Origin of the sequence: Skermanella aerolata KACC 11604 (genome assembly GCF_000936425.1) — a bacterium.
Lineage (GTDB): Bacteria > Pseudomonadota > Alphaproteobacteria > Azospirillales > Azospirillaceae > Skermanella > Skermanella aerolata.
Map to the genome: position 1 here is coordinate 20,231 of NZ_AVFK01000028.1, position 24,224 is coordinate 44,454.

Annotated in this window: 9 protein-coding genes; 8 read left to right on the forward strand and 1 reads right to left on the reverse strand. The window is 66.7% G+C overall.

All coding sequences use genetic code 11. The annotated features are described in order from the left end of the window. Positions 1–63: 63 nt before the first annotated feature. On the reverse strand, positions 64–1,635 hold the full coding sequence (gene groEL / locus N826_RS26535) for a chaperonin GroEL (protein WP_169789420.1): 1,572 nt from the start codon (positions 1,633–1,635) through the stop codon (positions 64–66). Between the two features lie 175 nt (positions 1,636–1,810). Between groEL and N826_RS26540 the strand changes: the two genes are divergently transcribed. From N826_RS26540 to N826_RS26575, 8 genes are all read left to right on the forward strand, one after another. After that, positions 1,811–3,874 (forward strand): hydantoinase/oxoprolinase family protein, encoded by a 2,064-nt coding sequence (locus N826_RS26540; RefSeq protein ID WP_044433728.1) that lies wholly within the window; start codon positions 1,811–1,813, stop codon positions 3,872–3,874. A gap of 9 nt (positions 3,875–3,883) precedes the next feature. After that, on the forward strand, positions 3,884–5,686 hold the full coding sequence (locus N826_RS26545) for a hydantoinase B/oxoprolinase family protein (RefSeq protein ID WP_044433729.1): 1,803 nt from the start codon (positions 3,884–3,886) through the stop codon (positions 5,684–5,686). 17 nt (positions 5,687–5,703) lie between these two features. Continuing rightward, positions 5,704–7,536, forward strand: a complete 1,833-nt coding sequence (locus N826_RS26550) for a hydantoinase B/oxoprolinase family protein (protein WP_211099391.1) — start codon at positions 5,704–5,706, stop codon at positions 7,534–7,536. Between the two features lie 793 nt (positions 7,537–8,329). Continuing rightward, positions 8,330–14,725, forward strand: a complete 6,396-nt coding sequence (locus N826_RS26555; protein WP_063772326.1) for a type I polyketide synthase — start codon at positions 8,330–8,332, stop codon at positions 14,723–14,725. Then, the gene (locus N826_RS26560) at positions 14,722–18,840 is read left to right on the forward strand and encodes a non-ribosomal peptide synthetase (protein WP_052832100.1); all 4,119 of its coding nucleotides are present in this window, start codon (positions 14,722–14,724) and stop codon (positions 18,838–18,840) included. Before N826_RS26555 ends, N826_RS26560 begins: the two co-directional genes overlap by 4 nt. 58 nt (positions 18,841–18,898) lie before the next feature. Next, entirely contained in the window at positions 18,899–19,831 is a 933-nt protein-coding gene (locus N826_RS26565; protein ID WP_147040680.1) for an SGNH/GDSL hydrolase family protein, read from the forward strand. Positions 19,832–19,912: 81 nt separating this feature from the next. Then, entirely contained in the window at positions 19,913–21,019 is a 1,107-nt protein-coding gene (locus tag N826_RS26570) for an efflux RND transporter periplasmic adaptor subunit (RefSeq protein WP_044433734.1), read from the forward strand. Then, entirely contained in the window at positions 21,016–24,189 is a 3,174-nt protein-coding gene (locus tag N826_RS26575; RefSeq protein WP_063772327.1) for an efflux RND transporter permease subunit, read from the forward strand. The genes N826_RS26570 and N826_RS26575 overlap by 4 nt, the downstream gene beginning before the upstream one ends. Positions 24,190–24,224: the final 35 nt, after the last annotated feature.

The window sequence follows — 24,224 nt, forward strand, 5'->3', positions numbered from 1 at the left end:
GATATCGGTCCAGACCTGATTGTGATCACAGATTACGCATGCGGCGGAAATTTCATCGCTGTTTTAGGCACATTCTGCGACAGATGCGCCCACCCCGGACAGTCTGGCGCCTGCCGAGACACCTGTTCTTAAGGCCGTAATCAAAATATCGGCGGCCTCGAACAGCTCTTCGCCCGGAACGAAGCTGCGCCGCACGACGTCGAAGCCATGGTCGGTGCCATCCTCGGCCAGCCGATGGGCTACGGCCCGTCCATCCAGACCGGCATTGGCCGTGATGGCTTCGGTCGGCGCCTGCAACGCTTCCTGAAAGACGCGATCGACCAGACGGCCGATCAGGCCCGGCGGCAGGACAGCCCGCGCGCGCTGGGCGGCATGGAGCAGGGCGGCGCTGCCGCCGGGCAGCACGCCGCCCGACGCCGCCCGGATCGCCGCCGATGCGGCAGTCGCCCGCTCCGCCCGCTGGCGGATTTCCAGCGGCGTCCGTCCGCCGACATGCAGCTTGGCGACCCCGGCCGACAGCCGGGCGAGACGGCGGCAATGCTGTTCCCGGTCGAAGCTGAGATACCGCGCGCGTTCGATATCGTGGCGGATCGACTGGCAGCGGACCCGGACGGCTTCGGGATCGCCGGCGCCGCCGGTTATGGTCACGCCCTTGCCGGAGACGCGGACGCTGCGGGCGCGGCCCAGCATCGCCGGGCGAAGCCGGTCCAGGCTGGCGCCGAGTTCGTCCGCGATCACCGTGGCTCCCGTGGCGGCGGCGATGTCTTCCAGCATCGGCATGCGCCACGGCCCGGCCCCCGGCGCCTGCACGGCGGCGACTTTCAGACCCGAGCGCTCCTTGTTGAGGATCAGCGTGGCGAGCGCTTCGCCGCCGACCCCGCCGGCACAAATCACCAGCCCCCGCCCGGCTTTCGCCATCATCTCCAGCACCGGCAGCAGGGGTTTAAGCGCCTCGATCCGGCCGTGGTGCAGCAGGATCAGGGCATCGTCGATCTCAGCGCCGCGACCCTCCGGATCGGTCGCGAAATGCGGCGACAGCCAGCCCTCGTCGAAGTGGAGGCCGGACTGGATGTCCAGGTGATCCTCGGCTCCCTGGCCCTCCTGGACGATGACGACGCCGCTTTCGCCGACCTTGCGATGCGCCTCCGCCGCCAGCGTGCCGACCACGATGTCGCCGCCGGCGGCCCGGATCGCCAGCCCGAGCAGGTCGCCGTCCCCGGCGGGCGGACGGGCAAGCGAGCGAAGCTCGGCCGCGACCGCCTCGCCATGGGCGCATAGGGCTGGTTCCAGCTCGACGGGCGAGACGCCGGATCGAAGCGCCTGGATGCCGCCTTTCATGACGGCGCGGGCGATCAGGATCGCCGTGCTGGTGCCGTCGCCGACCTTGTCGCTGGTCCGCCAGGCGACGTCGCGCATTGCCGATATGCCGGCCCTGTAGCCGGGCTCGTCCAGTTCGACCTCCTGGGCGACGGCGTAGCCGCCCCGCAGCATGATCGGCGCGGTGTGGGTCCGTCCGGTCAGCACGGCCCGGCCGGCCGGCCCGATGGTGGCGCTGACCAGGTCCGCCACGAGGTCGACCCCATGCATCAGCGGCCCCAGTGCCGCACCGTTCAACCGCACGATCCGCGCTGTCATGTCCATGCCTCGAAAGTGAAGGGAGGGGAGGGTGGTGCGCCCTCGGGCGGTGCAAGGCCTGTACCAAACATCCGGGCTGGCATGGGATTTGCCTTGTGATCACAGATAAGCGGAGAAATGTGATCTCAATCCGCGCTGCTCTCCGCTCCATCATCCAGGCAAGGGAACAGGGAAAATGCGACTGGCATGCGATACCGGCGGGACCTTCACCGACTTGGTCGTCGAGGACGGCAACGAAATCCGCCTGTTCAAGGCATCGACTACGCCCGACGATCCGGTGCGCGGCGTGCTCAATGCGTTGGCACTCGCCGCCGAGCATTACGGCGAAGAGCAGCGCAGCTTCCTCGGCAAGGCCGAGATGTTCATCCACGGCACGACGCGTGCGATCAACGCCATCCTGACCGGGAACACAGCCAGGACGGCGTTCCTGACCACCGAGGGGCATCCCGACGTGCTGGTGATCCGCGAGGGCGGGCGGATCGAACCGTTCAATTTCACCGTGCCCTATCCCGAACCCTACGTGCCGCGCCGCCTCACCTTCGAGGTCCCGGAGCGGATCGAAGCCAACGGCACGGTCAGGAAGCCGCTGGACGAAGCGGCGGTCATCGCCATCGCCGAGAAGCTGAAGGCGCTCAAGGTGGAAGCGGTCGGCGTCTGCCTGCTGTGGTCGATCGTCAACGGGGAGCATGAGAAGCGGGTCGGAGACCTGCTCGCCAAGCACCTGCCCGGCGTGCCGGTGACGCTCTCGCACGAACTCAATCCCACTCTCCGCGAGTACCGGCGCGCTTCCGCGACGGTGATCGACGCCTCCCTGAAGCCGCTGATGTTCCAGTATCTCGACAGCCTGACGAACCGGCTGCGCGAAGCCGGCTTCACCGGCCGGACGCTGATGGTCACCTCGGGCGGCGGCATCATGGATGCCGAAGCCGTAGCCCGCGCCCCGATCCATTCGATCAATTCCGGTCCCGCCATGGCGCCTGTGGCCGGCCGCTACTATTCCGACCGCGACTTCGACGGACTGGCCGCCATCGTCGCCGATACCGGCGGCACCACCTACGACGTCAGCCTCGTGCGCGACGGACGGATTCCCTGGACGCGCGAGACCTGGATCGGCCAGCGCTTCCGGGGCCACATGACGGGCTTCCCGTCGGTCGACGTCAAGAGCATCGGCGCCGGCGGCGGCTCGATCGCCTGGGTCGACGACGGCGGCCTGCTGCGCGTCGGTCCGCAAAGCGCCGGCTCGACCCCCGGTCCGGTTTCCTACGGCAAGGGCGGCGCCGAGCCGACCGTGACCGACTGCTCGCTGATCCTGGGTTACATCGACCCCGACTTCTTCCTGGGCGGAACGATGGTGCTCGACCGTGCCGCCGCCGCGACGGCGCTGAAGACCAAGGTCGCCGACAAGCTCGGTCTGTCGGTCGAGGAAGCCGCTGCCGCCGTCTTCACCCTCGCGACCGAGAAGATGGTCGGAGCCATCGACGAGATCACCGTCAACCAGGGCATCGATCCCGCGACCGCCGTCCTGATCGGCGGCGGCGGCGCTGCCGGACTGAACGCTGTTGCGGTCGGCCGCCGGCTCGGTTGCGCCGGGGTGCTCATCCCCGAAGCGGGTTCGGTCCTATCCGCAGCCGGAGCCCTGATGTCCGACGTCTCATCGGACTATGCCCAGATGTTGTTCACGACCAGCCGCCGTTTTGCCTTCGACGAGGTCAACGGCGTCCTGGCGGGCCTGGAGGAACGCTGCCGCGTCTTTGCCCAGGGGCCGGGCGCCGGCGCTCTCAAGGTCACGGTGGAGTTCTCGGTCGAAGCGCGCTATGCGCACCAGATCTGGGAGATCGAGGTGCCGATGGCGTCGGGCCGCCTCGACAGTCCCGCCGATCTCGAAGCCTTGAAGCAGGCGTTCCACGATACCCATCAGTCGATCTTCGAGATCAACGATCCCGGTTCCGACATCGAATTCGTCACATGGCGCGCCAAGGTGCAGTGCCAGCTCCGCGAAGGCGGCACCGGGCAGTTGCCGATCCAGAAGGCAGACGGTGCGGCACTTGAGCGGCGTGACATCTATTTCAGCCGGACCGGATGGGTCGATGCCGAAGTCGTCCGCTTCGAAAGCATGCCGTCCGGCGCTCCGGTCGCCGGTCCCGCGATCATCGAATCGTCCTTCACCACCGTCGTCGTCGATCCCGACACCAACGCCGTGCGCACCCAGGGCGGCGGTCTGCGGATCACCTTTCAATAAGGAGCTGGCATGCACGGCCAAAGCCCGCCGCGCCGCGACGGCGTAAAGACCGCGATCCTCGCCAGCCGGTTCGAGAGCATCGCGCGGAAGATGCAGAACACGCTGTTCCGCACCGCCCGCTCCGGCATCCTCAATACGGCGCACGACTTTTCCTGCGTCATCCTCACCGCCGACTGCCGCCTGCTGGCGGCGGCCGAAAGCCTGCCGAGCCACACGCTGGTCGGTCCCGACATCATGTGCAGGACGGTCAAGGACTACCATCCGCACCTGAAGGCGGGTGACTGCTTCCTGCACAACAGCCCGTACGAGGGCAACAGCCACGCGGCCGATCATTGCCTGATCGCACCGGTGGTCGACGACCAGGGTGTCCTGCGCTTCTTCGTACTGGCCAAGGCGCATCAGGCCGATTGTGGCAACTCGCGTCCGACGACCTATCTCGGCGACGTCGCCGATCTGTACGAAGAGGGCGCCCTGATCTTCTCGGCGGCCCGGGTACAGACCGCCTACAAGGACAACCAGGACATCATCCGCATGTGCAGGGCACGCATCCGCGTACCCGAACAGTGGTGGGGCGACTATCTGGCGACCCTGGGATCGGTGCGGATCGGCGAACGCGAACTGCTGGAACTCGGACGGAGCTTCGGCTGGGGAGAGCTGGAGACCTATGCGGAAGCATGGTTCGACTACTCCGAGGAAAAGATGGCGGAAGCCATCTCAAGGTTGCCGAGCGGCCGCCGCGTCCTGGAAAGCGCCCATGATCCTTTTCCCGGCGTGCCGGTGGGCATCCCGGTCCGGGTCGACGTCGTGATCGATGCCGAGGCCGGGCGGATCGGTGTCGATCTGACCGATAACCCGGACTGCCAGCCCTGCGGCCTCAATCTCACCGAGGGCACCTCGATGAGTGCCGCCATGGTGGCGATCTACAACGGCCTGATCGACCACACCGTACCCGTCAACGCCGGCAGCTTCCGGCGGATCGACGTCAAGGTGCGGGAGAACTGCTGCGTCGGCATCCCGAAGCATCCTTTCTCCTGCTCGGTCGCTACCACCAACCTGGCCGACCGTGTTTCCAACCCGGTCCAGCGGGCGATAGCGGAAATAGCGCCCGGCTTCGGCATGGCCGAGACCGGGCCGATCCAGCCGCCCGGCATGGGCGTCATATCCGGCCTTGATCCGCGCAACGAGAACGAACCGTTCGTCAACCAGATCCATGTCGCCGTCACCGGTGGCGCCGGCACTCCCGTGACGGACGGTTTCCTGTCGATCATCCACGCCGGCAATGCCGGGATGTGCCGGATCGATTGCATCGAGGTGGACGAACTGCATCACCCGATCATCATCAAGAGCCGCTGCCTCGTTCCCGATACCGAAGGGGCGGGCAGCTTCCGCGGCGCTCCCTCCGCCCGCGCGGAATTCGGGCCGGCGGAGGATTGTACGCTTAAGGTGCTCTATACCGCCGACGGCACGATAACGCCGGCCTTGGGGGCACGGGGCGGCACCGCTGGCGGCAAGTCGCGCGCGCAGAAGCGCGAGCGGGACGGCAGCCTTACCGATCTGCCGCCCTGCCACGGCGCCGTCCTCGAACCCGGCGAGTGGATCGTGTCCTATTCGTCCGGTGGCGGCGGTTACGGCGCTCCGTTACGGCGAGACCCCGAGCGCGTGCTGCACGACCTGCGCGAGGGCTGGATCACGCCGGAACGGGCACGGTCCATCTATGGGCTGGTGACGACCGGTGCCGCCGACGACGATTCACTCGGCATCGACCGCGCCGCGACCGAAGCGCTGCGCATGACCCTGACGACTTCCACCTGAATAGGGAGGCTCCACCGATGAAATCAGAATCCCTCGACGATAAGAAGCAGGCGGCGGGCATGACGCGGACCGGCGTGCGCATGGCGATCATCTCGAACCGCATGGAAAGCATCGCGCGGAAGATGCAGAACACGCTGTTCCGCACGGCGCGTTCCGGCGTGCTGAACACCGCCCATGATTTCTCCTGCGTCATCCTGACGGCGGACTGCGAACTGCTGGCCTCCGCGGAAAGCCTGCCGATCCATACTCTGATCGGCCCCGACCTGATGTGCCAGGCCGTGCGCAAGTACCATCCGGAGATGAAGGCGGGCGACTGCTTCCTGCACAACAGCCCCTATGAAGGCGATTCCCACGCCGCCGACCATTGCCTGATCGTGCCCGTGGTGGACGAGGACGGCGTGGTGCGGTTCTTCGTGCTTGCCAAGGCGCATCAGGCCGACTGCGGCAACTCCAAGCCGACGACCTATATGGGGCAGGCTGCCGACGTCTACGAAGAAGGCGCGCTGATCTTCTCGGCGGCCAAGATCCAGTCCGAGTACAAGGACAACCAGGATCTCATCCGCATGTGTCGCACCCGCATCCGCGTTCCCGAGCAATGGTGGGGCGATTATCTGGCGACGCTCGGCGCCGTCCGGATCGGTGAGCGCGAACTGCTCCAACTGGGCCGTGAAGTCGGCTGGGAAGCGCTCGAAGACTATGCGGATGGCTGGTTCGACTATTCCGAACAGAAGATGATCCAGGCGATCCAGCGCCTGCCATCCGGAAAAGCGACGGTCCATTCGGCCCACGATCCGCTCCCCGGCGTGCCGGACGGCATCCCGGTGAAGGTGACGGTGAACGTCGATTCGGTCGAGGGACGGATCAGCGTCGATCTGCGGGACAACGTCGATTGCCAGCCCTGCGGCCTCAATCTGTCGGAAGGTTGTGCTCGCACCGCCGCGATGATCGGCATCTACAACGGCCTGATCGACCACGGCGTGCCGCCCAACGCCGGCAGTTTCCGGCGGATTCAGGTCGATCTGCGGGAGAACTGCGTGGTCGGCATTCCGCGTCACCCCTATTCCTGCTCCGTCGCGACCACGAACCTTGCCGACCGGGTCTCGACCCCCGTCCAGCGCGCCATCGCGGAGATCGCCCCTGGTTTCGGCATGGCCGAGACCGGACCGATCATGCCGCCGGCCATGGGCGTCATCTCGGGCCGCGATCCCCGTACCGGCGAAGCCTTCGTGAACCAGATCTTCCTGGGCATCACCGGCGGCGCCGGCACTCCCGTCACCGACGGGTTCCTGACGATCATCCATGCCGGCAACGCCGGCCTGTGCCGCCAGGACAGCATCGAGGTGGACGAACTGCACCATCCGTTGTTCGTCAGCGAACGCCGGTTGATCCCCGATACCGAAGGTGCCGGCAAGTTCCGGGGAGCGCCGTCGATCTATGCGGAGTTCGGTCCGATCGAGGACTGCACCATGCAGGTCATCTACACGGCGGACGGAACGGTGAACCCCGCCCTGGGAGCCCGCAGCGGCGGTCCGGGCGGCAATTCCAAGGCGTTCAAGCGCGAGCTGGACGGAACGCTGACCAGCCTGCCGGCCTGCCATGGCGCCATGCTCGAACCCGGTGAATTCATCGTGTCCCATTCCGCCGGAGGCGGCGGCTACGGCTCCCCGGTCGAGCGCGATCCCGAGCGCGTCCTGAGCGATCTGCGCGAAGGGCTGATCACGGCCGAGCGGGCGCGGACGGTCTATGGTCTGGTCACGACAGGCGCCGATGCGGTCGGTCCGCTCGCCGTCGACCGGTCCGCGACACAGGCGATGAGGGCCAGCCTGAAAGCGCAAGAGCGCTCCGCGTAAAGGGAAGACGCAGCACCGGACAGTCTCCGCCGCAGCGTCGATGCGGTGGAGACCGTCCGTCAGCGGGCCGGAGCTTTGGCGGTGGCGGTGACGAGAGCACCTTGCCGTCGGTGCTACCCAGTGGCATCAGTTTTTCCGGAGGTAAGCATGACGGTCAAGACGTCGATGTCGTTGACGGACGAACAGGAATCATACGCACGAAGCCTTGTTAATGCCGGTCGATCTGACGGCATCAAAAAAACTGATTAATGTGAATTTCCTCACGTGTCGTGCGAATTTAGATCACAATACTTGGCTGCGGAACAGTAGTTCACGTCGGTTTGGTGAAGAGGGATGCGGTCTTGTCCTGCACCGTGGTGCGGGCCCAAAGATACTGAAATTTCCTTCGGATATCGCAGTCGGTGAGAATCCAAAAAAACGCAAAAGTTGAACATCCCCTGTACGACTGAGCTATAACAACCGCATATTGCAAACTGCGAAAACTGTGAAGATGTTCACAGTATCGAATGTGAACACCATCCATACTCTGCGTCGATCCCCGAGAAAACGGCTATTCCAAGGTTTCTCAAAGAGGAAATCCCATGAATCTGCCTGTATCGGTCGGCCTTTGTGAGATCTGAACCTTTTCGTGTTCAGATGATAGAAAAATCATTTCCAGTATTTACTGTATGAACTATCCATATTTGAAAATGAAGATGATGTTTAAATAATCATCTATTTTTAAAACCTGACATTTCCCGCAAGCAACAACCCGGTATTCCGATGCCGGATGCAGAGGAGCTGCGCCAGGAAAATGGCTGAAAATCATGACGAAACTATCGCGATAGTAGGCATTGGATGCCGGCTGCCGGGTGGAGTGACGTGTCCGGATTCGTTCTGGACCATGCTTGTGGAAGGGCGTGACGGAATCGTCGAAGTTCCCGAAGACCGCTGGAACATCGACACCTTCTTCGACCGCCGCAAATCGGCACCGGGCAAGATGTATGTGCGGGCCGGAGGCTTTCTGCAGCAGAAGATCGATGAATTCGATGCGCAGTTCTTCGGCATGTCCCCCCGCGAAGCCGCCTATCTCGACCCGCAGCAACGGCTTCTCCTGGAAGTGACGTGGGAGGCGCTGGAAGACGCACGGCTTATCCCCGCCGCCATGGCCGGATCGGACACCGGTGTCTATATCGGCGGATTCATGCTCGACAACATGCTGACCCAGTTCGGCACGCTGAACCGGGATCAGATCGGATCGCACAGCGCGGTCAGTTCGACCCTGTCGATCCTGTCCAACAGGCTGTCCTACGTCTTCGACTTTCGCGGTCCCAGCATCACGATGGACACCGCGTGCTCGTCGTCCCTGGTGGCCGTGCATCAGGCTTGCCGTGCGCTGGCGCGGGGCGAATGCGGCATCGCCCTGGCGGGGGGCGTCAACGTCATGTACCGGCCCGAAACGGTCATAGCGATGTGCAAGGGCGGCTTCCTGGCGCCGGACGGCCGGTCCAAGAGCTTCGATGCGCGGGCGGACGGATACGGCAGGGGCGAAGGCGCCGGCGTCGTCGTCTTGAAGAAGGCGGCGGACGCGATTCGCGACGGTGACGAAATCTACGCGCTGATCCGGGGCACCGGCGTCAACCAGGACGGTCGCACCGACGGCATCACCGTTCCCAATCCGGCTTCTCAGGAAGCGCTCATCAGACAGGTCTGCGTGGAGGCGGCCATCGACCCGCGCGACATCCGCTACGTCGAGGCCCACGGTACCGGCACCGCCGTCGGCGACCCGCTGGAAGCGGCGGCGCTGGGCGCCGTGCTGGGGCAGGGGCGCGGACCGGGGGACCGGTGCGTGGTCGGCTCGGTCAAGGCGAATATCGGGCATCTGGAAGCCGCCGCCGGCATCGCCGGCCTGATCAAGGCGGCGCTTTGCCTCAAGCATGGGGCCATTCCGCCGGTCGCCAACCTCGAGACACCCAACCCCGACATCCCGTTCGACGAGCTCGGCCTGAAGCTGGCGGTCGCGCTGGAGCCGATGCCGGCTGGGAAAGGCCCGGCGCTGGCCGCCGTCAATTCCTTCGGCTACGGCGGCACCAACGCGCATGCCTTGCTCCAGGAAGCGCCGTGCCGGCAAGCCGGCGATGCGGTCGCTCCGGAGAAGCGGCCCGGTCCTTACGTGCTGCCGATCTCGGCACGCGGCGACGGCGCGCTCAAGGCCATGGCGAAAGCCTATGCCGAGCAGCTCGATATCCTGTCCGGAGATGCGCTGGCGGACCTTTGCCGATCCGCGGCCGTCCACCGCAGCCATCATGACAGCCGCCTCGTCGTCTTCGGACGAAGCTCGGAAGAACTGGCCGCGACGCTCCGGCTCCATCGCTCGACCGGACAGGCGCCCGGTGCGATCGCCGGCAACAACTCGGCGCGGGGCATGAAGCCGGTCTTCGTCTTCACAGGCATGGGGCCGCAATGGTGGGGCATGGGCCGCGATCTGCTGGCCGGCGAAGCGGAATTCCGCGAATTCGCGGAGGATTGCGACCGGATCTTCAAGGAACTGGCCGGATGGTCAATCCTGGCCGAGATGACGCGGGACGAGGCGGACTCGCGCATCCTTGAAACGCAGATCGCCCAACCCGCCAACTTCGTCGTTCAGGCCGGCCTTGCCCATTTGTGGCGTTCCAGGGGCGTGGAACCAGCAGCCATCCTCGGGCACAGCGTCGGCGAGGTGACCGCAGCCTATGTCGCCGGCGTCCTCTCCCTGGAGGATGCGATCCGGGTCGCTTATCACCGCAGCCGCGTCCAGAAGCAGGCGGCTGGCCTGGGAACCATGCTGGCGGTGGGGCTGGGCGAAGCCGATGCCACGGCGTTGCTGCGGTCCCGTGGCGGCGTTTCCATCGCGGCGATCAACAGCCCGTCGAGCCTGACCCTGAGCGGCGATGCGGCGGAACTCCAGGCGATATCTTTGGATCTCACCGCCAGCGGTGTCTTCAACCGCTTCCTTCAGGTCGAGGTCGCCTACCACAGCGCCTATATGGACCCGCTCAGGGCGGAGCTGATGGCTTCCCTCGCCGGCCTTGCCCCCGCGACCGCTGCCGTCCGGCTTTACTCCACGGTCACCGGCAGGCAGACCGTCGAGGGCGAATTCGATGCCCGCTACTGGTTCAGGAATGTCCGCGAGCCGGTCTATTTCGCCGGGGCGATGGATGCGGCGATCGCCGACGGGCACTGCGTCTTTCTAGAGATCGGGCCGCACCCGGTGCTCTCGGCATCGATCAAGCAGTGCCTCGACCATCGCGGCGTCCAGGGCCACGTGCTGGCGTCGCTGCGCCGGGGCCACCCGGAGCTGGATACCATGGCGGAGGCGCTGGCGGGCCTCCATGCCTGCGGCTCGCCGGTCGACTGGCGGAGGTTCTATCCCCAGGCCGGCGCCTTCGTCCGGCTGCCGGCATACCCCTGGCAGCGGGAGTCCCACTGGCAGGAAACGGACGGCGCCCTTGCCGACCGGCTGGAGCGCCTCGACCATGCCCTGCTCGGCCGCCGGGCGGCGGCGCCAAACCCGTCGTGGCAGGGCAGGATCAATCGCAACCTGCTGCCTTATGTGGACGACCATCGCGTCGAAAGCTCGATCGTGCTGCCGGGCGCCGCCTATGTCGAACTGGGCTTCGCGGTGCATCGCGACCTTGGCGGTGCCGGCCCGCACCTGATCGAGCATCTCGAGTTCTCGAAGGCGATGGTGATCGATCCCGCCGACGAACCGCTGATCCATGTCACGTACGACCAGGAGCGGCGGGAATACGAGGTCCATGGCCGATCGCGCGAGGCGGCGCCCTGGACCGTCCATGCCCGGGGCCGCCTGTCGTTCCTGCCGTTCGATCGGCCCGCCGCAGCCGATCTGGCTGGGATCCGGGCTCGTTGCGGCTGCCAGGTGACCGCCGCCGCGCATTACGCGGAGATGCAGGGGCGCGGGCTGCATTACGGGCCGTGGTTCAACGGCGTCCGGCAGCTTTGGCGTGCCGCCGACGGCGGCGAGGTGCTGGCGTTCATCCAGGGCCATGAGGCGCTGGGGCTGAAGGACCATCGCAACCTGCTCCATCCGACGCTGCTCGACGCGTGCTTCCAGGCTTTGCTGGCGGCGATCAGGATCACAGACGACCCCAGCGTCTATGTCCCGGTGCGAATCCGGGAGGCCCGGCTGCACACGTCGCCCGATAGCGGCTTCTGGTGCCATGGCAAGCTGCTCCGGCACGACGGCGGCGCCTTGGAAGGCGACATCCGGCTGCTCGATGACGACGGCCGGATCCTGGCCGAGTTCCGGGGCATCGAGGCGCAAGCCTTGAGCCGGGGCATTTCGGACGACGAGCGGGAGATGGACAAACACCTCTACCGGTTCGTCTGGCACGAGGAAGCCCGTCCGGAGGCGCCGGCGGCCTCCCGCCCGGCGCCGGGCCGCTTCGTCCTTCTGATGGACAAGGGCGGCGTCGGCGAACGATTGGCGGCGGATCTGACTGCCGCCGGCGCCGATCCGGTCATCGGCCCCGACGACAAGGCGGCGCTCCAGCGCATGCTGGCGGACGGACCCGTCGGGTCCATCGTGCATCTCCGGTCGCTCGACGGCCCGGCCGATCCGGCCGGACTATCCAACACCCTCACGGCACTCGACCTGATCCAGGCGGTGACGGAGCTGGGGTTGAAGGCGCCGGTGTTCTTCGTGACGCGGCAGGCCCAGCCGGCGGGGATATCCGGGGCGGAAGTCGCCGTATCGCAGGCTCCGCTCGCCGGTCTGGTCCGTGTCGCCGTCAACGAATTCGCCGAGCACCGCTTCCGCATGATCGACATCGACGGCGGGACCGATGCCGAAAGCGCCCTGGTCCATGAAATCCTGGGCGGCGACGAGAACGACGACGTGGCGCTCCGGGGCGCGCGGCGACTGGTCAGCCGCTTCGAACATACCACCGCAGCCCAGCTTGAAAGCGGCTTGGCGCCCGGCGGATCGCCCGGCGGATCGAAGGAGTTGCGCCGCTACGATCCCGGCCCCGGCGAGGTTGAGGTCGCAATCCGGCAGGCCGTCATGCTCGCGCCGGGCAGCGCCGCCGCCATCGGCGTCGTCACTCGGCGCGGCGCCGGCGTCGGCATCGGCACCGGGCAGGAGGCGATCCTCCCCATCGACGGTCCGATAACGCCCTTCGCCGTCATATCGGAGCGCTGCCTCCAGCCGGTGCCCAAACGCGATACCGGTCCATCCCGGCCGCTCGGAGGGATCAGCGGGTCGTTGTCGGAAGCCTTGCGGGCGATCAACCGCTTCAAGCGGTCCCGGCACGGCGGAGACATGCTGATCGACGCCGGCATCGGTTCGGCCCCGGCCAGCGGTCTCGTTTTAGCCCCCCTGGCGGCGGCACACCATGCGCTGCTTCGGGTGGCGCGCCTGACGAAGGGCGAGAGCATCCTCGTCGCCGGCTCGGGTCCGCTCAGCCTTGCCGCCGTCCAGGTGGCGCGGTCGGCCGGAGCGGCGGTGACGGTCGCGGCGAAGGGCGCCGGCGAGAGACCCGACCTTGCCGGCCTCGGCATCGAACCGGTGCTCGACTGCGGCTCGCCGGCCTTTGTCGCGGACATCAGGGAGAGGACGCGCGGCGGCGGTTTCGACGTGGTGTTCAACACGCTGGAGGGCGAGACCGCCGGCAGGCTTCAGGAGGTGCTGACGTCCTCCGGACGCTTCATCGACGCCAGCCGCTCGAAGTCCCGCGCCCTGCATCCGGCGCATAACCAGTCGCTGGCCCGCATCGATGTAGCCAAGCTGATGTCGGACGTCCCGGCGGCGTTCGGCGGCCTGCTGCAACGCGTGGCCGACCGGATCGACAGCGGCCATCTGATACCGCCGCCGTTGCAGGCGGCGGACGGCGCGCCCGCCGTGGTCGATTTCAGCGAGGCGCATCTGGACCCGTCGGCGCGGACAGCCCTGCCGCCGGTCCGGTTCGATCCGGAACGGACATACCTCGTCACCGGCGGATTCGGCGGGCTGGGGCTGGAACTCTCCCGCTGGCTGGTCGGGCGGGGCGTGCGCCATCTGGTGCTGGTCGGCAGGCGCGGGGCCGATGCTCCGGGCGCCGATCAGGCGATCCGAAGCCTGGAAGCGCTGGGCGCGCGGGTCCACGCGGCGGCGGCCGACATCGCGGACAAGGCCCAGGTCGAGGGCCTGCTCAGGCAAATCGCCGGGATAATGCCGCCGCTGACGGGCATCTTCCACACCGCCGCCGTGCTGGACGACGGACCGATCTACACGATCCGGCCGAGCCAGTTCGCAACCGTGATGCGGGCCAAGGCGCTGGGAGCCTGGAACCTGCATCTGGCGACGCAGGGCCTGGAACTGACCTGCTTCGTGATGTTCTCGTCGATCGCCTCCGTGCTCGGCAGTCCGGGTCAGGCGACCTACGTGGCCGCCAACGCCTTCCAGGACGCCCTTGCCCATCACAGGCGCGGGCAGGGCATGGCGGCGATCAGCGTCAACCTGGGAGCAGTGTCGGAGGTCGGCATGGCGGCCCGACACGAAGGGGTCGAGCAGTATCTGGCCCGCGTCGGCGTCGGCAGCTTCACGCCGGAGCGGGTGCTGAACACCCTTGGCCGCATCCTGTCCTGGAACCCCGTCCAGATCGGAGCCGCCGACGTGGACTGGCGGCTGTGGGGCGGCGCCTACCCGGCCTGGGCGGCATCGCCCCGGTATCGCCACCTGATGCCGGCGGCCGGCGTGGCCGAGGAGACGGACGGCGGACAGCGCGGTGCGCTGTGCCGGCTCGATCCCGCCGGACGCCACGCGCGCATCCGGGAGATCCTGGCCGAACTGCTCTCTGAAATCCTGCGCCTGCCGCCGGAGAGGATCGATCCCGGCCTGTCGCTCCTCAACATGGGGATCGACAGCCTGATGGCGATGGAAACCCAGGTCGCGATCGATAAGCGGATCGGCATCAAGATCTCGGTACTGGAGCTGATGAAGGGCAACAGCATGGACGATCTGGCCGGGCAAATGGCCGACATGCTGGCCGGTGAGACTTCGGCAGGTCCGGACGCCGCTCCCGCCGCCCCCGTTCGATCCGACGAGCCGGACGACGCCGAACGGTTCACCCAGTCGGCCGCCGGGCTGCTGGCCCGCATTGATCATCTCAGCGACGACGAAATCGAAGAAGAAATCAGAAAGCTTTCATCCGAGGAGAAGGTTCAGGCATGACCGCCGTCATCGACGTCAGGCCGGCTCCAGAGGTTCTGGACCGCCGCGCCATGCTGGCCGACCTGCTGCGCCGGAAGGCGGCGGAGCAGGTTACCAGACACCATCTGTCCCGAGGGCAGGAAGCCCTGTGGTTCCTGCACCGGAGCGCTCCGGACAGCGCCGCCTACCATGTCGCCTTCGCGGCGCGCATCGTTTCACCGCTGGACATATCCGCGCTGCGGCGGTCGCTCCAGGCGCTGATGGACCGCCATCCCCTGCTGCGGGCGAGTTTCCGCCTGGAAGACGGGGTACCGGTCCAGGACATCCCCGGCTACCGCGAAGCACGCCTTGAAATCGTCGATTGCGCCGGATTGACCGACGAAGAACTGCGTGAACGCGTGACCGCCGCCTACCGGCGACCGTTCGACCTCGAGGCAGGCGGGTTGTTCCGCGCCAGCCTGCTGGAGCGGTCCGCCGACGATGCCGTGCTGCTGCTGACGGTCCACCACATCGTCTATGACGGCTGGTCGCTCTGGGTGAACCTGGAAGAGCTGAAGGAGCTTTATGCCGCTTGCGCGAGCGGATCGCCGCTGCCGCCGCCACGCCTCGCTCCGGCATACGGCGACCACGTGGCCGCCCAGGAGCGTCTGCTTGACAGTCCACGCGGCTTGCAGCTCGAAGCCTTCTGGAAGGAGCGGCTGGCCGGCGATCTGCCGCTGCTCGATCTGCCGGCCGACCGGCCGCGCCCGCCGTCGCAGACCTTCAACGGCGCGTCCCGCAGGGTCGAGCTCGACCGGCCGCTTAGCCTCGCCCTGAAGGAACTGGCGCAGGGCGCCGGCACGACGCCCTTCACCCTGCTGCTGGCGGCATATCAGGTGCTGCTCGCCCGGTATTCCCGCCAGGACGAGATCCTGGTCGGCACGCCGGTCAGCGGCCGGTCCGACAGAACCTTTGCCGACACCGTGGGGTATTTCGTAAATCCTGTGGTGATGCGGGCCGATTTGAGCGACGACCCGACCTTCCGCACCTTCCTCGAGCGTTGCCACGCCGGCGTCCTCGAAGCGCTCGACCACCAGGACTATCCGTTCCCGCTGCTGGTCGAGCGGCTGAAGACGCGGCGCGACCCCAGCTATTCGCCGGTGTTCCAGGCCTCCTTCGTGTTGCAGAAGGCGCAGCGCGCGGGGAGCACGCTGGAGCTGGCCGGCGGCAGTCTCGACTGGGGTGGACTGAAGCTGGAATACTACGACCTGCCTCAGCAGGAAGGCCAGTTCGACCTCGAACTGGAGCTGATGGAGGTCGCCGGCCGCTTCACGGGATCGTTCAAGTACAACAGCGACCTGTTCGATCCGGCGACGGTCGGCCGCATGGCCGACAACTTCGCTGAGCTGCTCCGGAACGTCGTCAAGGACGCCGACCGTCCCGTGATGTCCATCGACATGCTGAGCCCAGCCGAGCGCGACTGGCTGGCCCAGCGCAATCCCGCCCGCTCCGTTCAGGCGTCGGCGAACGAATGCGTCCATGACGGCTTCGCAAGGCGCGCCGCCGAGACGCCGGATGCCGTGGCGCTGATCTTCGAAGACCGGGAGATGACGTACCGCGAGTTGGACGAACGCGCCAACCGGCTCGCCAATTACCTGCGCGCCCGCGGCGCCGGTCCGGAAATACTGGTCGGGCTCTGCGTCGAGCGGTCGTTCGAGATGGTCGTCGGCATTCTCGGCATCCTCAAGGCGGGAGCCGCCTATCTGCCGCTCGATCCGGCAAGTCCACCCGACCGGCTGGCCTTCATCGTGGAGGACAGCGCCGCATCCATGCTGCTGACCCAGGCGCACCTGCTCGACGTCGTCCCGGAGGTGGAGGTCGAGACGATCCTGCTGGACGGCGACTGGCCGCAAATCGCCCGCAGCCCGGCCCACCGGCCCCGCAGCGGCGTCGGTCCGGACAACCTGATCTACGTGATCTATACCTCCGGCACGACCGGCAAGCCGAAGGGCGTCCAGCTCACCCATGGCAACGTCGCGCGCCTGTTCAGCGAAACGCGGGACTGGTACCGGTTCGGCCCAGACGACGTCTGGACGCTGTTCCACTCCTTCGCCTTCGATGTGTCGGTGTGGGAGTTATGGGGCGCGCTGCTGCATGGCGGGCGGATCGTCATCGTGCCCTATCTGGTGTCGCGCTCGCCGTCGGAGTTCATCGACCTGCTGGCCCGGCACCGGGTCACGGTGCTGAACCAGAGCCCCTCGGCCTTCCGCCTGTTCGTCCAGGCGGAGCAGCGGAAGCCGCTGCCCGAACTGACCACCCTCCGCACCATCATCTTCGCCGGCGAAGCGCTGGACCTGCAAAGCCTGAAGCCCTGGGTGGCCCGGCATGGCGACAGGAAGCCGGTGCTGGTCAACATGTACGGCATCACCGAGACGACGGTGCATTCGACATTCCGGATCGTCCGAGCCGAAGACCTTGTCCGGACCCGCAGCACCATCGGCGCGCCGATCCCCGATCTTCAAATCCGCCTGCTGGACCGGCACATGAAGCCGGTGCCGATCGGGGTCGCGGGCGAGATCTATGTCGGCGGGGCAGGGGTCGCGCGCGGCTACCTGAACCGGCCGCATCTGACGGCGGAACGCTTCCTGGAGGACGGCTGTCTGGAAGAAAGCTTCGGGGGTCGTCTCTACAAATCCGGTGACCTTGCCCGCTACCTGCCGGACGGCGATATCGAATATCTCGGCCGGCTGGACAAGCAGGTCAAGATCCGGGGCTTCCGGGTCGAACTGGGCGAGATCGAGGCCGCCCTGTGCGCCCATCCCGGCATCGCCGCCGCCATCGTCGTGGCATCGGCGCGGGATGGGGGCGACATCAGGCTGATCGCCTATATCGTGACCAGGGGAGCGGGCGTTCCCGACGTGACGGCGCTGCGCGGCCAACTGGCGGACAGGCTGCCCGAATACATGGTTCCGGCCAGCTTCGTGAAGATCGACAAGCTGCCGCTGACCGGCAACGGCAAGCTCGACTATCGGTCGCTGCCGGAACCCGAGAACCTTCGGACCGGCGCCGCGCCCGCCGTGCCGCCACGCGACGCGGTCGAGCAACGGCTGGCCGGGCTGTGGGAGAAGACGCTGAAGCTGCGTCCTGTCGGGATGCAGGACGACTTCTTCAAGCTGGGCGGCCATTCGATGCTGGCCGTCAACCTGATGGCCCAGGTCGAGAAGGAGTTCGGCCGGGAACTGCCGATCTCCGCCCTGTTCCGGCATCCCACGGTCGAGCAGCTTGCCCAATGCCTGCGCGAGGACGCCGAAGCGAGGCCCTGGTCGCCGCTGGTCCCCATCCAGATATCGGGCGACTTGCCACCGTTCTTCTGCGTCGCCGGCGGCGGCGGCAATGTCCTGTATTTCCACGAGCTTGCCCAGAACATGCCGCAGGACCGGCCCTTCTACGGTCTTCAGTTGCGCGGCGTCGACGGCTTGGCGGAGCCCTTGACCAGCGTCGAGGACATCGCCGCCGACTGCGTCGCGGCGATCCGGCAGGTTCAGCCCCATGGACCCTACTGGATCGGCGGCCACTGCTTCGGCGGTTTGGTCGCCTTCGAGATCGCCCAGCGGCTAGACGCGCTGGGAGAGGAAGTGGCGCTCGTCGCCATCCTTGACGCCCCGGCGCCGGTCGGCTGCCAGGACCGCCTCAACACGATATGCGCGATGGATGATGCCGACTGGCTGGCGAAGATCGGCAGCGTCCTGTCGGAAGGGACCGGACAGGACCTTGGCATCGACCCCGACGAGTTGCGGACCCTGCCGCTGGACTGGCAACTGGCCTATGTGCAGGAGCGCATGAACGACGCGGGCCTGCTGCCACCCGGCGGCGGCATCGCGCAGGTCCGGGGCTTCCTGAAGGTCTTCGTCGCCAACAGCAAGGCGCGCTACGCGCCGCGCGACTTCCGGCCTGTGCCGATAGCCCTGTTCCAGGCCGGCGAATTCCACGCCGACTACGACTACTCGGCGGCGGAGCGGCACGGGGCGGGCCTTGGCTGGCACGCTTTCTCCAAGGGCGGCGTCGCCGTCCACCAGGTACCCGGCAACCACATCACGATGCTGTCGGGACCCAACGCGGCCGAGCTTGCCCGGCGGCTGGCCGCTCATCTCGCCTGAAATCCCAGCCGAGCATCCGAGACTTCACACCGTTCTTTTCATCGAAAGGGAAGAAACCATGAATGCGTTCCTGAAAGTCTCCGTTTCCGCCTTAGCACTCCTGCTGCTGCCGGTAACAGCGCAAGCCAAGCCCTTCACGCAGCTCGTCGCTTTCAGCGGTGCTCTGACCGACACCGGCAACTTCAGCTCGGTCAAGGGCGACATGCCGGCGCCGTTCTACAAGAACCGCACCACCAACGGCCCGGTGGCCATCGACGTGCTGGCGGAACGGCTCGGACTGGAGGCGAAACCGTCCATGCACCTCGTCAAGCAGGCCAAGAAGCCCCAGGGCACCAATTACGCCGTCGTGGACGCGCTGGCCGGCGGCAACGGTCCCCATGACCTGCCGGCCCAGATCAGCGCCCATCTCGACAGCCGGGGCGGCAAGGCCGATCCGGACGCGCTGTACTTCGTGTTCATCGGCGGCAACGACGTCGTCATGGCGGCGATGACGCCCGACCCGCAGAAGGCGGAAGCGATGCTCGACAAGGCGGTCGCCGGGATCGAGACCGCGATCCATGAGCTTGTGGCGGCGGGAGCCAGGACGATCATGGCGCCGGACTTCATCGATGTCGGCATGGCGCCGGCGGTGCGCGGCATGGGAGCGGGTCCGCAGGCCTGGGCCACCCGAATGTCCGACAGCTACAACGCCAAGTTCAACACGATGCTGGACAAGGTCGAGAAGGAGAAGTCGTTCGAGCTGATCCGCTGGGAATTCAGCCGTTTCGTCAAGAACGTGGCGGCCCATGGCGAAGAATTCGGCTTCACCAACATGACCGACAGCTGCATGGCGCTGAAGCCGGCCGGGAAATGCGACTTCGATAAGTTCGTCTTCTTCAACGAACAGTATCCGACCGCCAGGGTCCACGAACTGATGGGATCGGCCATGGCGCTTGCGGTGCTGGAGCGTCCCGCCGATGGCGAAACCGAAGCGGCGGTGGCCGCGAAATAGGCTGTCCAGCGCCTCGTCTTCCCGTTCCACCGTGGATGGGGAGGCGAGGCGACCGTTCCTCCCTTGCCCGGATTGAGAGACATGCGAGTTCATTATCTGCGACGCCCCTTCGCGGCGCCCGCGGCGGCGCTTGTCGGCATGGCATTGGCGCTGACTGGCTGCGACCAGACGACAGTCGCCGCGCCGGCGGCTCCGCCCACGCCGGTCCGGGTCGAGACGGTGAAACTGGAGCCCGCCTCGCGCGTCCAGCGCTATGCCGCCGTGATCCGTCCGCGGATCGAAGCCGATATCGGCTTCCGCGTCGGCGGCAAAGTCGTCGAACGGCTTGTCGATGTCGGTGCCCCGGTCCAGGCGGGAACGCCGCTGGCACGACTGGATCCCGCCGATCTGGACGCCCGCGTCCGGGCGGCGGAGGCGCAGCGGCGATCGGCCCTTGCCCTGGCCGCCAACGCGAAGAGCGAGTTCGCTCGCTACGCTAAGCTCCACGCGAAGGGCTGGGCTACCGCCCAGGAATATGACAAGCGCCGGGCCGCGGTCGAAACGGCCGATGCCGCGATCCGGGAACTGGATGCGCAGCTCGGCATCGCACGGGACAACGCCCGCTACGCCACCTTGATAGCCGACGGTCCCGGACGGGTGACCTCGGTGCTGGTCGAGCCGGGGCAGGTCGTGTCACAGGGACAGACCGTCTTCCGGATCGCGAGAGCCGGCGAACTGGAAGTTCTCGCCAACGTTCCGGAATCCCAGGTCGGTATGCTCGATCAGTCCGATCTGACCGCCGAGCTGTGGTCGATGCCTGGCATTTCGATCAAGGGCCGGCTTCGCGAACTGGCGCCGAGCGCCGATGCCGCGACGCGGACATATCAGGCGAGGATCGCGCTTGACGCTCCACCCCCCGGCATCCAGTTGGGCATGACCGCCAGCCTGGTCGTTACGACGGCGGGGCAGGGCGATGTCGCGCGGCTGCCGATGACGGCGCTGGCCAAGCAGGACGGCAAACCCGCCATGTGGGTGCTGAACGCCGAGGGTAACGGCGTGGCGCTCCGGCCGATCGGCATAGGCGGCTATTCCGGCGACCGGGTGACCGTGCTGGACGGGCTGGAGCAGGGCGACCGCGTCGTCACGGCGGGCGTCCATAAGCTTTACGAGACGCAGAAAGTGCGCGTCTGGACGGAGCCGGTGCGATGAACAGCAAGATCCCGATGCGCGGAAACCTGTCGGCCTGGGCACTGACGCACCAGACGCTGGTGCTCTTCATGATCCTGGCGTCCGCCGCCGCCGGCCTGTTGGCCTATTTCAGCCTGGGACGTGCCGAAGACCCCTCCTATACCTGGAAAGCCATGACGATCCGGACGGCGTGGCCCGGCGCCACCGCCGACGAGGTCGAGCGGCTGGTTACCGATCCGATCGAAAAGAAGCTGGAGGAGATGCCCTATTACGACTTCACCCGCAGCTATTCCAAGCCGGGTGAATCCGTCGTCATCCTCACCCTGAAGGACTTCACGCCGGCCGAGCAGGTCCAGGACCTGTGGTATCAGGCGCGGAAGAAGGTCGGGGACATCCGCGACACACTGCCGGCGGGGATCGCCGGGCCGTTCTTCAACGACGAGTTCGGCGACGTCTATTCGTTCATCCAGGCTTTCATGGGCGAAGACTATTCTCCGGCGCAGATGAAGAAGATCGTCGAGGAGGTCCGGGCCAGACTGTTGAAGGTCGAGGGGGTCGAGAAGATCGATCTGTTCGGCGTCCAGGAAGAGAAGATCTATGTCGAGCTGTCCAGCCGCCGGCTGGCGTCCTACGGCGTCTCGGGCGAGCAGGTGATCCAGGCGATCCGCCGCAACAACACGGTCCTGCCCTCGGGGTCGGTCGATGCGGGTGCCGCCCGCGTCTTCGTCCGGGTCGAGGCCGATTTCGCCGGCGTGGAGGCCATCCGCGCGATTCCCATCGAATCCGCCGGCCGGCTGATGACCGTCGGCGACGTCGCGGAGGTCAGGCGAGGCTATGTCGATCCCAAGGTCGAGACCATGCGGTTCCGGGGCCGCGACGCGATCGGGCTTGGCATCGTCATGGCCAAGGGGCGGAACGTCCTTGCGCTGGGATCGGCACTGGATGCGGCGATGGAGCAGATCAAGGCCAACCTGCCGGCTGGGGTCGAGGTCGGCGCCGTCGCCAATCAGGCCGAGGTGGTGGACACGTCGATCGACCATTTCGTCCGGTCGCTGGTGGAAGCGGTCGCCATCGTCCTGGTCGTCAGCTTCATCAGCCTGGGCTGGCGGGCGGGCGTCGTCGTCGCCTTCGCCGTGCCGCTGGTGCTTGGCCTGACGCTGGTCTCGATGCTGTGGATGGGCATCGACCTGCACCGGATTTCATTGGGCGCGCTGATAATCGCATTGGGACTGCTGGTGGACGACGCGATCATCGCGGTCGAGATCATGGCCGTGAAGATGAGGCAGGGCTGGAGTCGGATGGAAGCCGGCAGCTTCGCCTACCGCTCGACCGCATTCCCGATGCTGACCGGCACCGTCGTCACGGCTGCGGGCTTCCTCCCCATCGGGTTGGCCAGATCGTCGTCGGGCGAATACACGAACTCGATCTTCTGGGTCGTGACGGTGGCGCTGCTGCTGTCGTGGGTCGTCGCCGTGCTCGTGACGCCCTATCTGGGATACCATCTGCTGCCGCGCGGCAGGAGCAAGGCGCATTCCGGCAGGACGCATTCCGGCGGCGACCAGGACGGCATCTACGACACCAGGATCTACCGCTGGCTGCGGCATTCGATAGAGATCTGCGTCCGGGCGCGCTGGGTGACCATCGGCGTGACCGTCGCCGCCTTCATCGCCTCGGTGATCGGCTTCGGCCATGTGCCGCGCCAGTTCTTTCCGAGTTCCAGCCGCCTCGAACTGGTTGTCGATATCCGTCTGGCGGAAGGCTCCTCGTTCGAGGCGACCGCCGCCGAAGTGTCGAGGATGGAGAAGTTCCTGGAGAGCCGGGACGCCGTCGCGGACTGGACCGTCTATACCGGCGCCGGGTCGCCCCGCTTCTTCCTGACCTTCGACAAGCAGCTTCAGAACGCCAACTTCGCGCAGGTCGTCATCATGGCGAAAGGCATCGCCGAGCGCGACGCGCTTGCCCGCGAGATCATGGCGCGGGCACCGCAGGACTTCCCGGCCGCCCGCATCCGGGTCAGCCGGCTTGAAGTCGGCCCGCCGGTCGGATACCCGGTCCAATTCCGGGTGATCGGCGGCGATCCGGCGATGCTCCGCGACTTTGCCTACCGGGTCCGCGACACCCTGCACGGCAACGCCAACCTCACCAACGTCAACCTGGACTGGGACGAACTCGCGAAGCGCGTCCGCATCCAGGTCGATCCGGCAAAGGCGCAGGCGCTGGGGTTCACACGGGACGATCTGGCCCGTGTCCTCCAGGTGCTGCTGTCGGGGGCCGTGACCACGCAATATCGCGAAGGAACCGAACTGATCGATGTCGTGATGAGGGCGGCGCCCGAAGAACGCCTGGACCTGGGCCAATGGCGCGACCTGAACATTCCCATCCCGACCGCGCAAGGGGGTTGGGTGCCACTCGGACAGATTGCGACAATTCACTATGAGTTGGAGGAGCCGGTCCTGTGGCGGAGATCGCGCCAGACCGTGATGACCGTCCGGGGCGACGTGACGGGCGGACTTCAGCCCCCCATGGTCAGTGCCGCCATAGATCGCCAACTCGACGCCATCCGCGCCGTCATGCCCGACGGATACAGGATCGAGGTCGGTGGCGCCGCCGAGGCGAGCGCCAAGGGCAACGCCTCGCTGGTCAAGGTCCTGCCGCTGATGCTGCTGGCGATCCTTGGCATGCTGATGATCCAGCTTCAGCGCTTCTCGCTGGTGGCGCTGGTGCTGCTGACGGCGCCGCTGGGATTGATCGGCGTGACGGCCAGCCTGCTGCTGACCGGCATGCCGTTCGGTTTCGTCGCCACGCTCGGCACCATCGCCCTGTCGGGGATCATCATGCGGAACTCCGTCATTCTGGTCGATCAGATCAAGCAGGACAGGGAGTCGGGCATGGCTCCGTGGGATGCGGTGATCGACGCGACCGTGCGTCGCGCCCGCCCTATCCTTCTGACGGCGGCAGCCGCCATCCTCGCCATGATCCCGCTGGCCCGCACCGCCTTCTGGGGACCCATGGCGGTCGCGATCATGGGTGGACTGGCGAGCGCCACGCTGCTGACCTTGTATTTCGTCCCGGCGCTTTATGCCGCCGCTTTCCGAGTACGCCCGCAGCAAGCGCCGACGGCTGTAAAGGCTACTCCACAGCGACCGTTCGAGACCGGCGACTGGCTGCCGGGCCAGTCACCAGCCGAATAAGGACCGTACCCGAGCCTTGTTGCCCGCCCAAGATC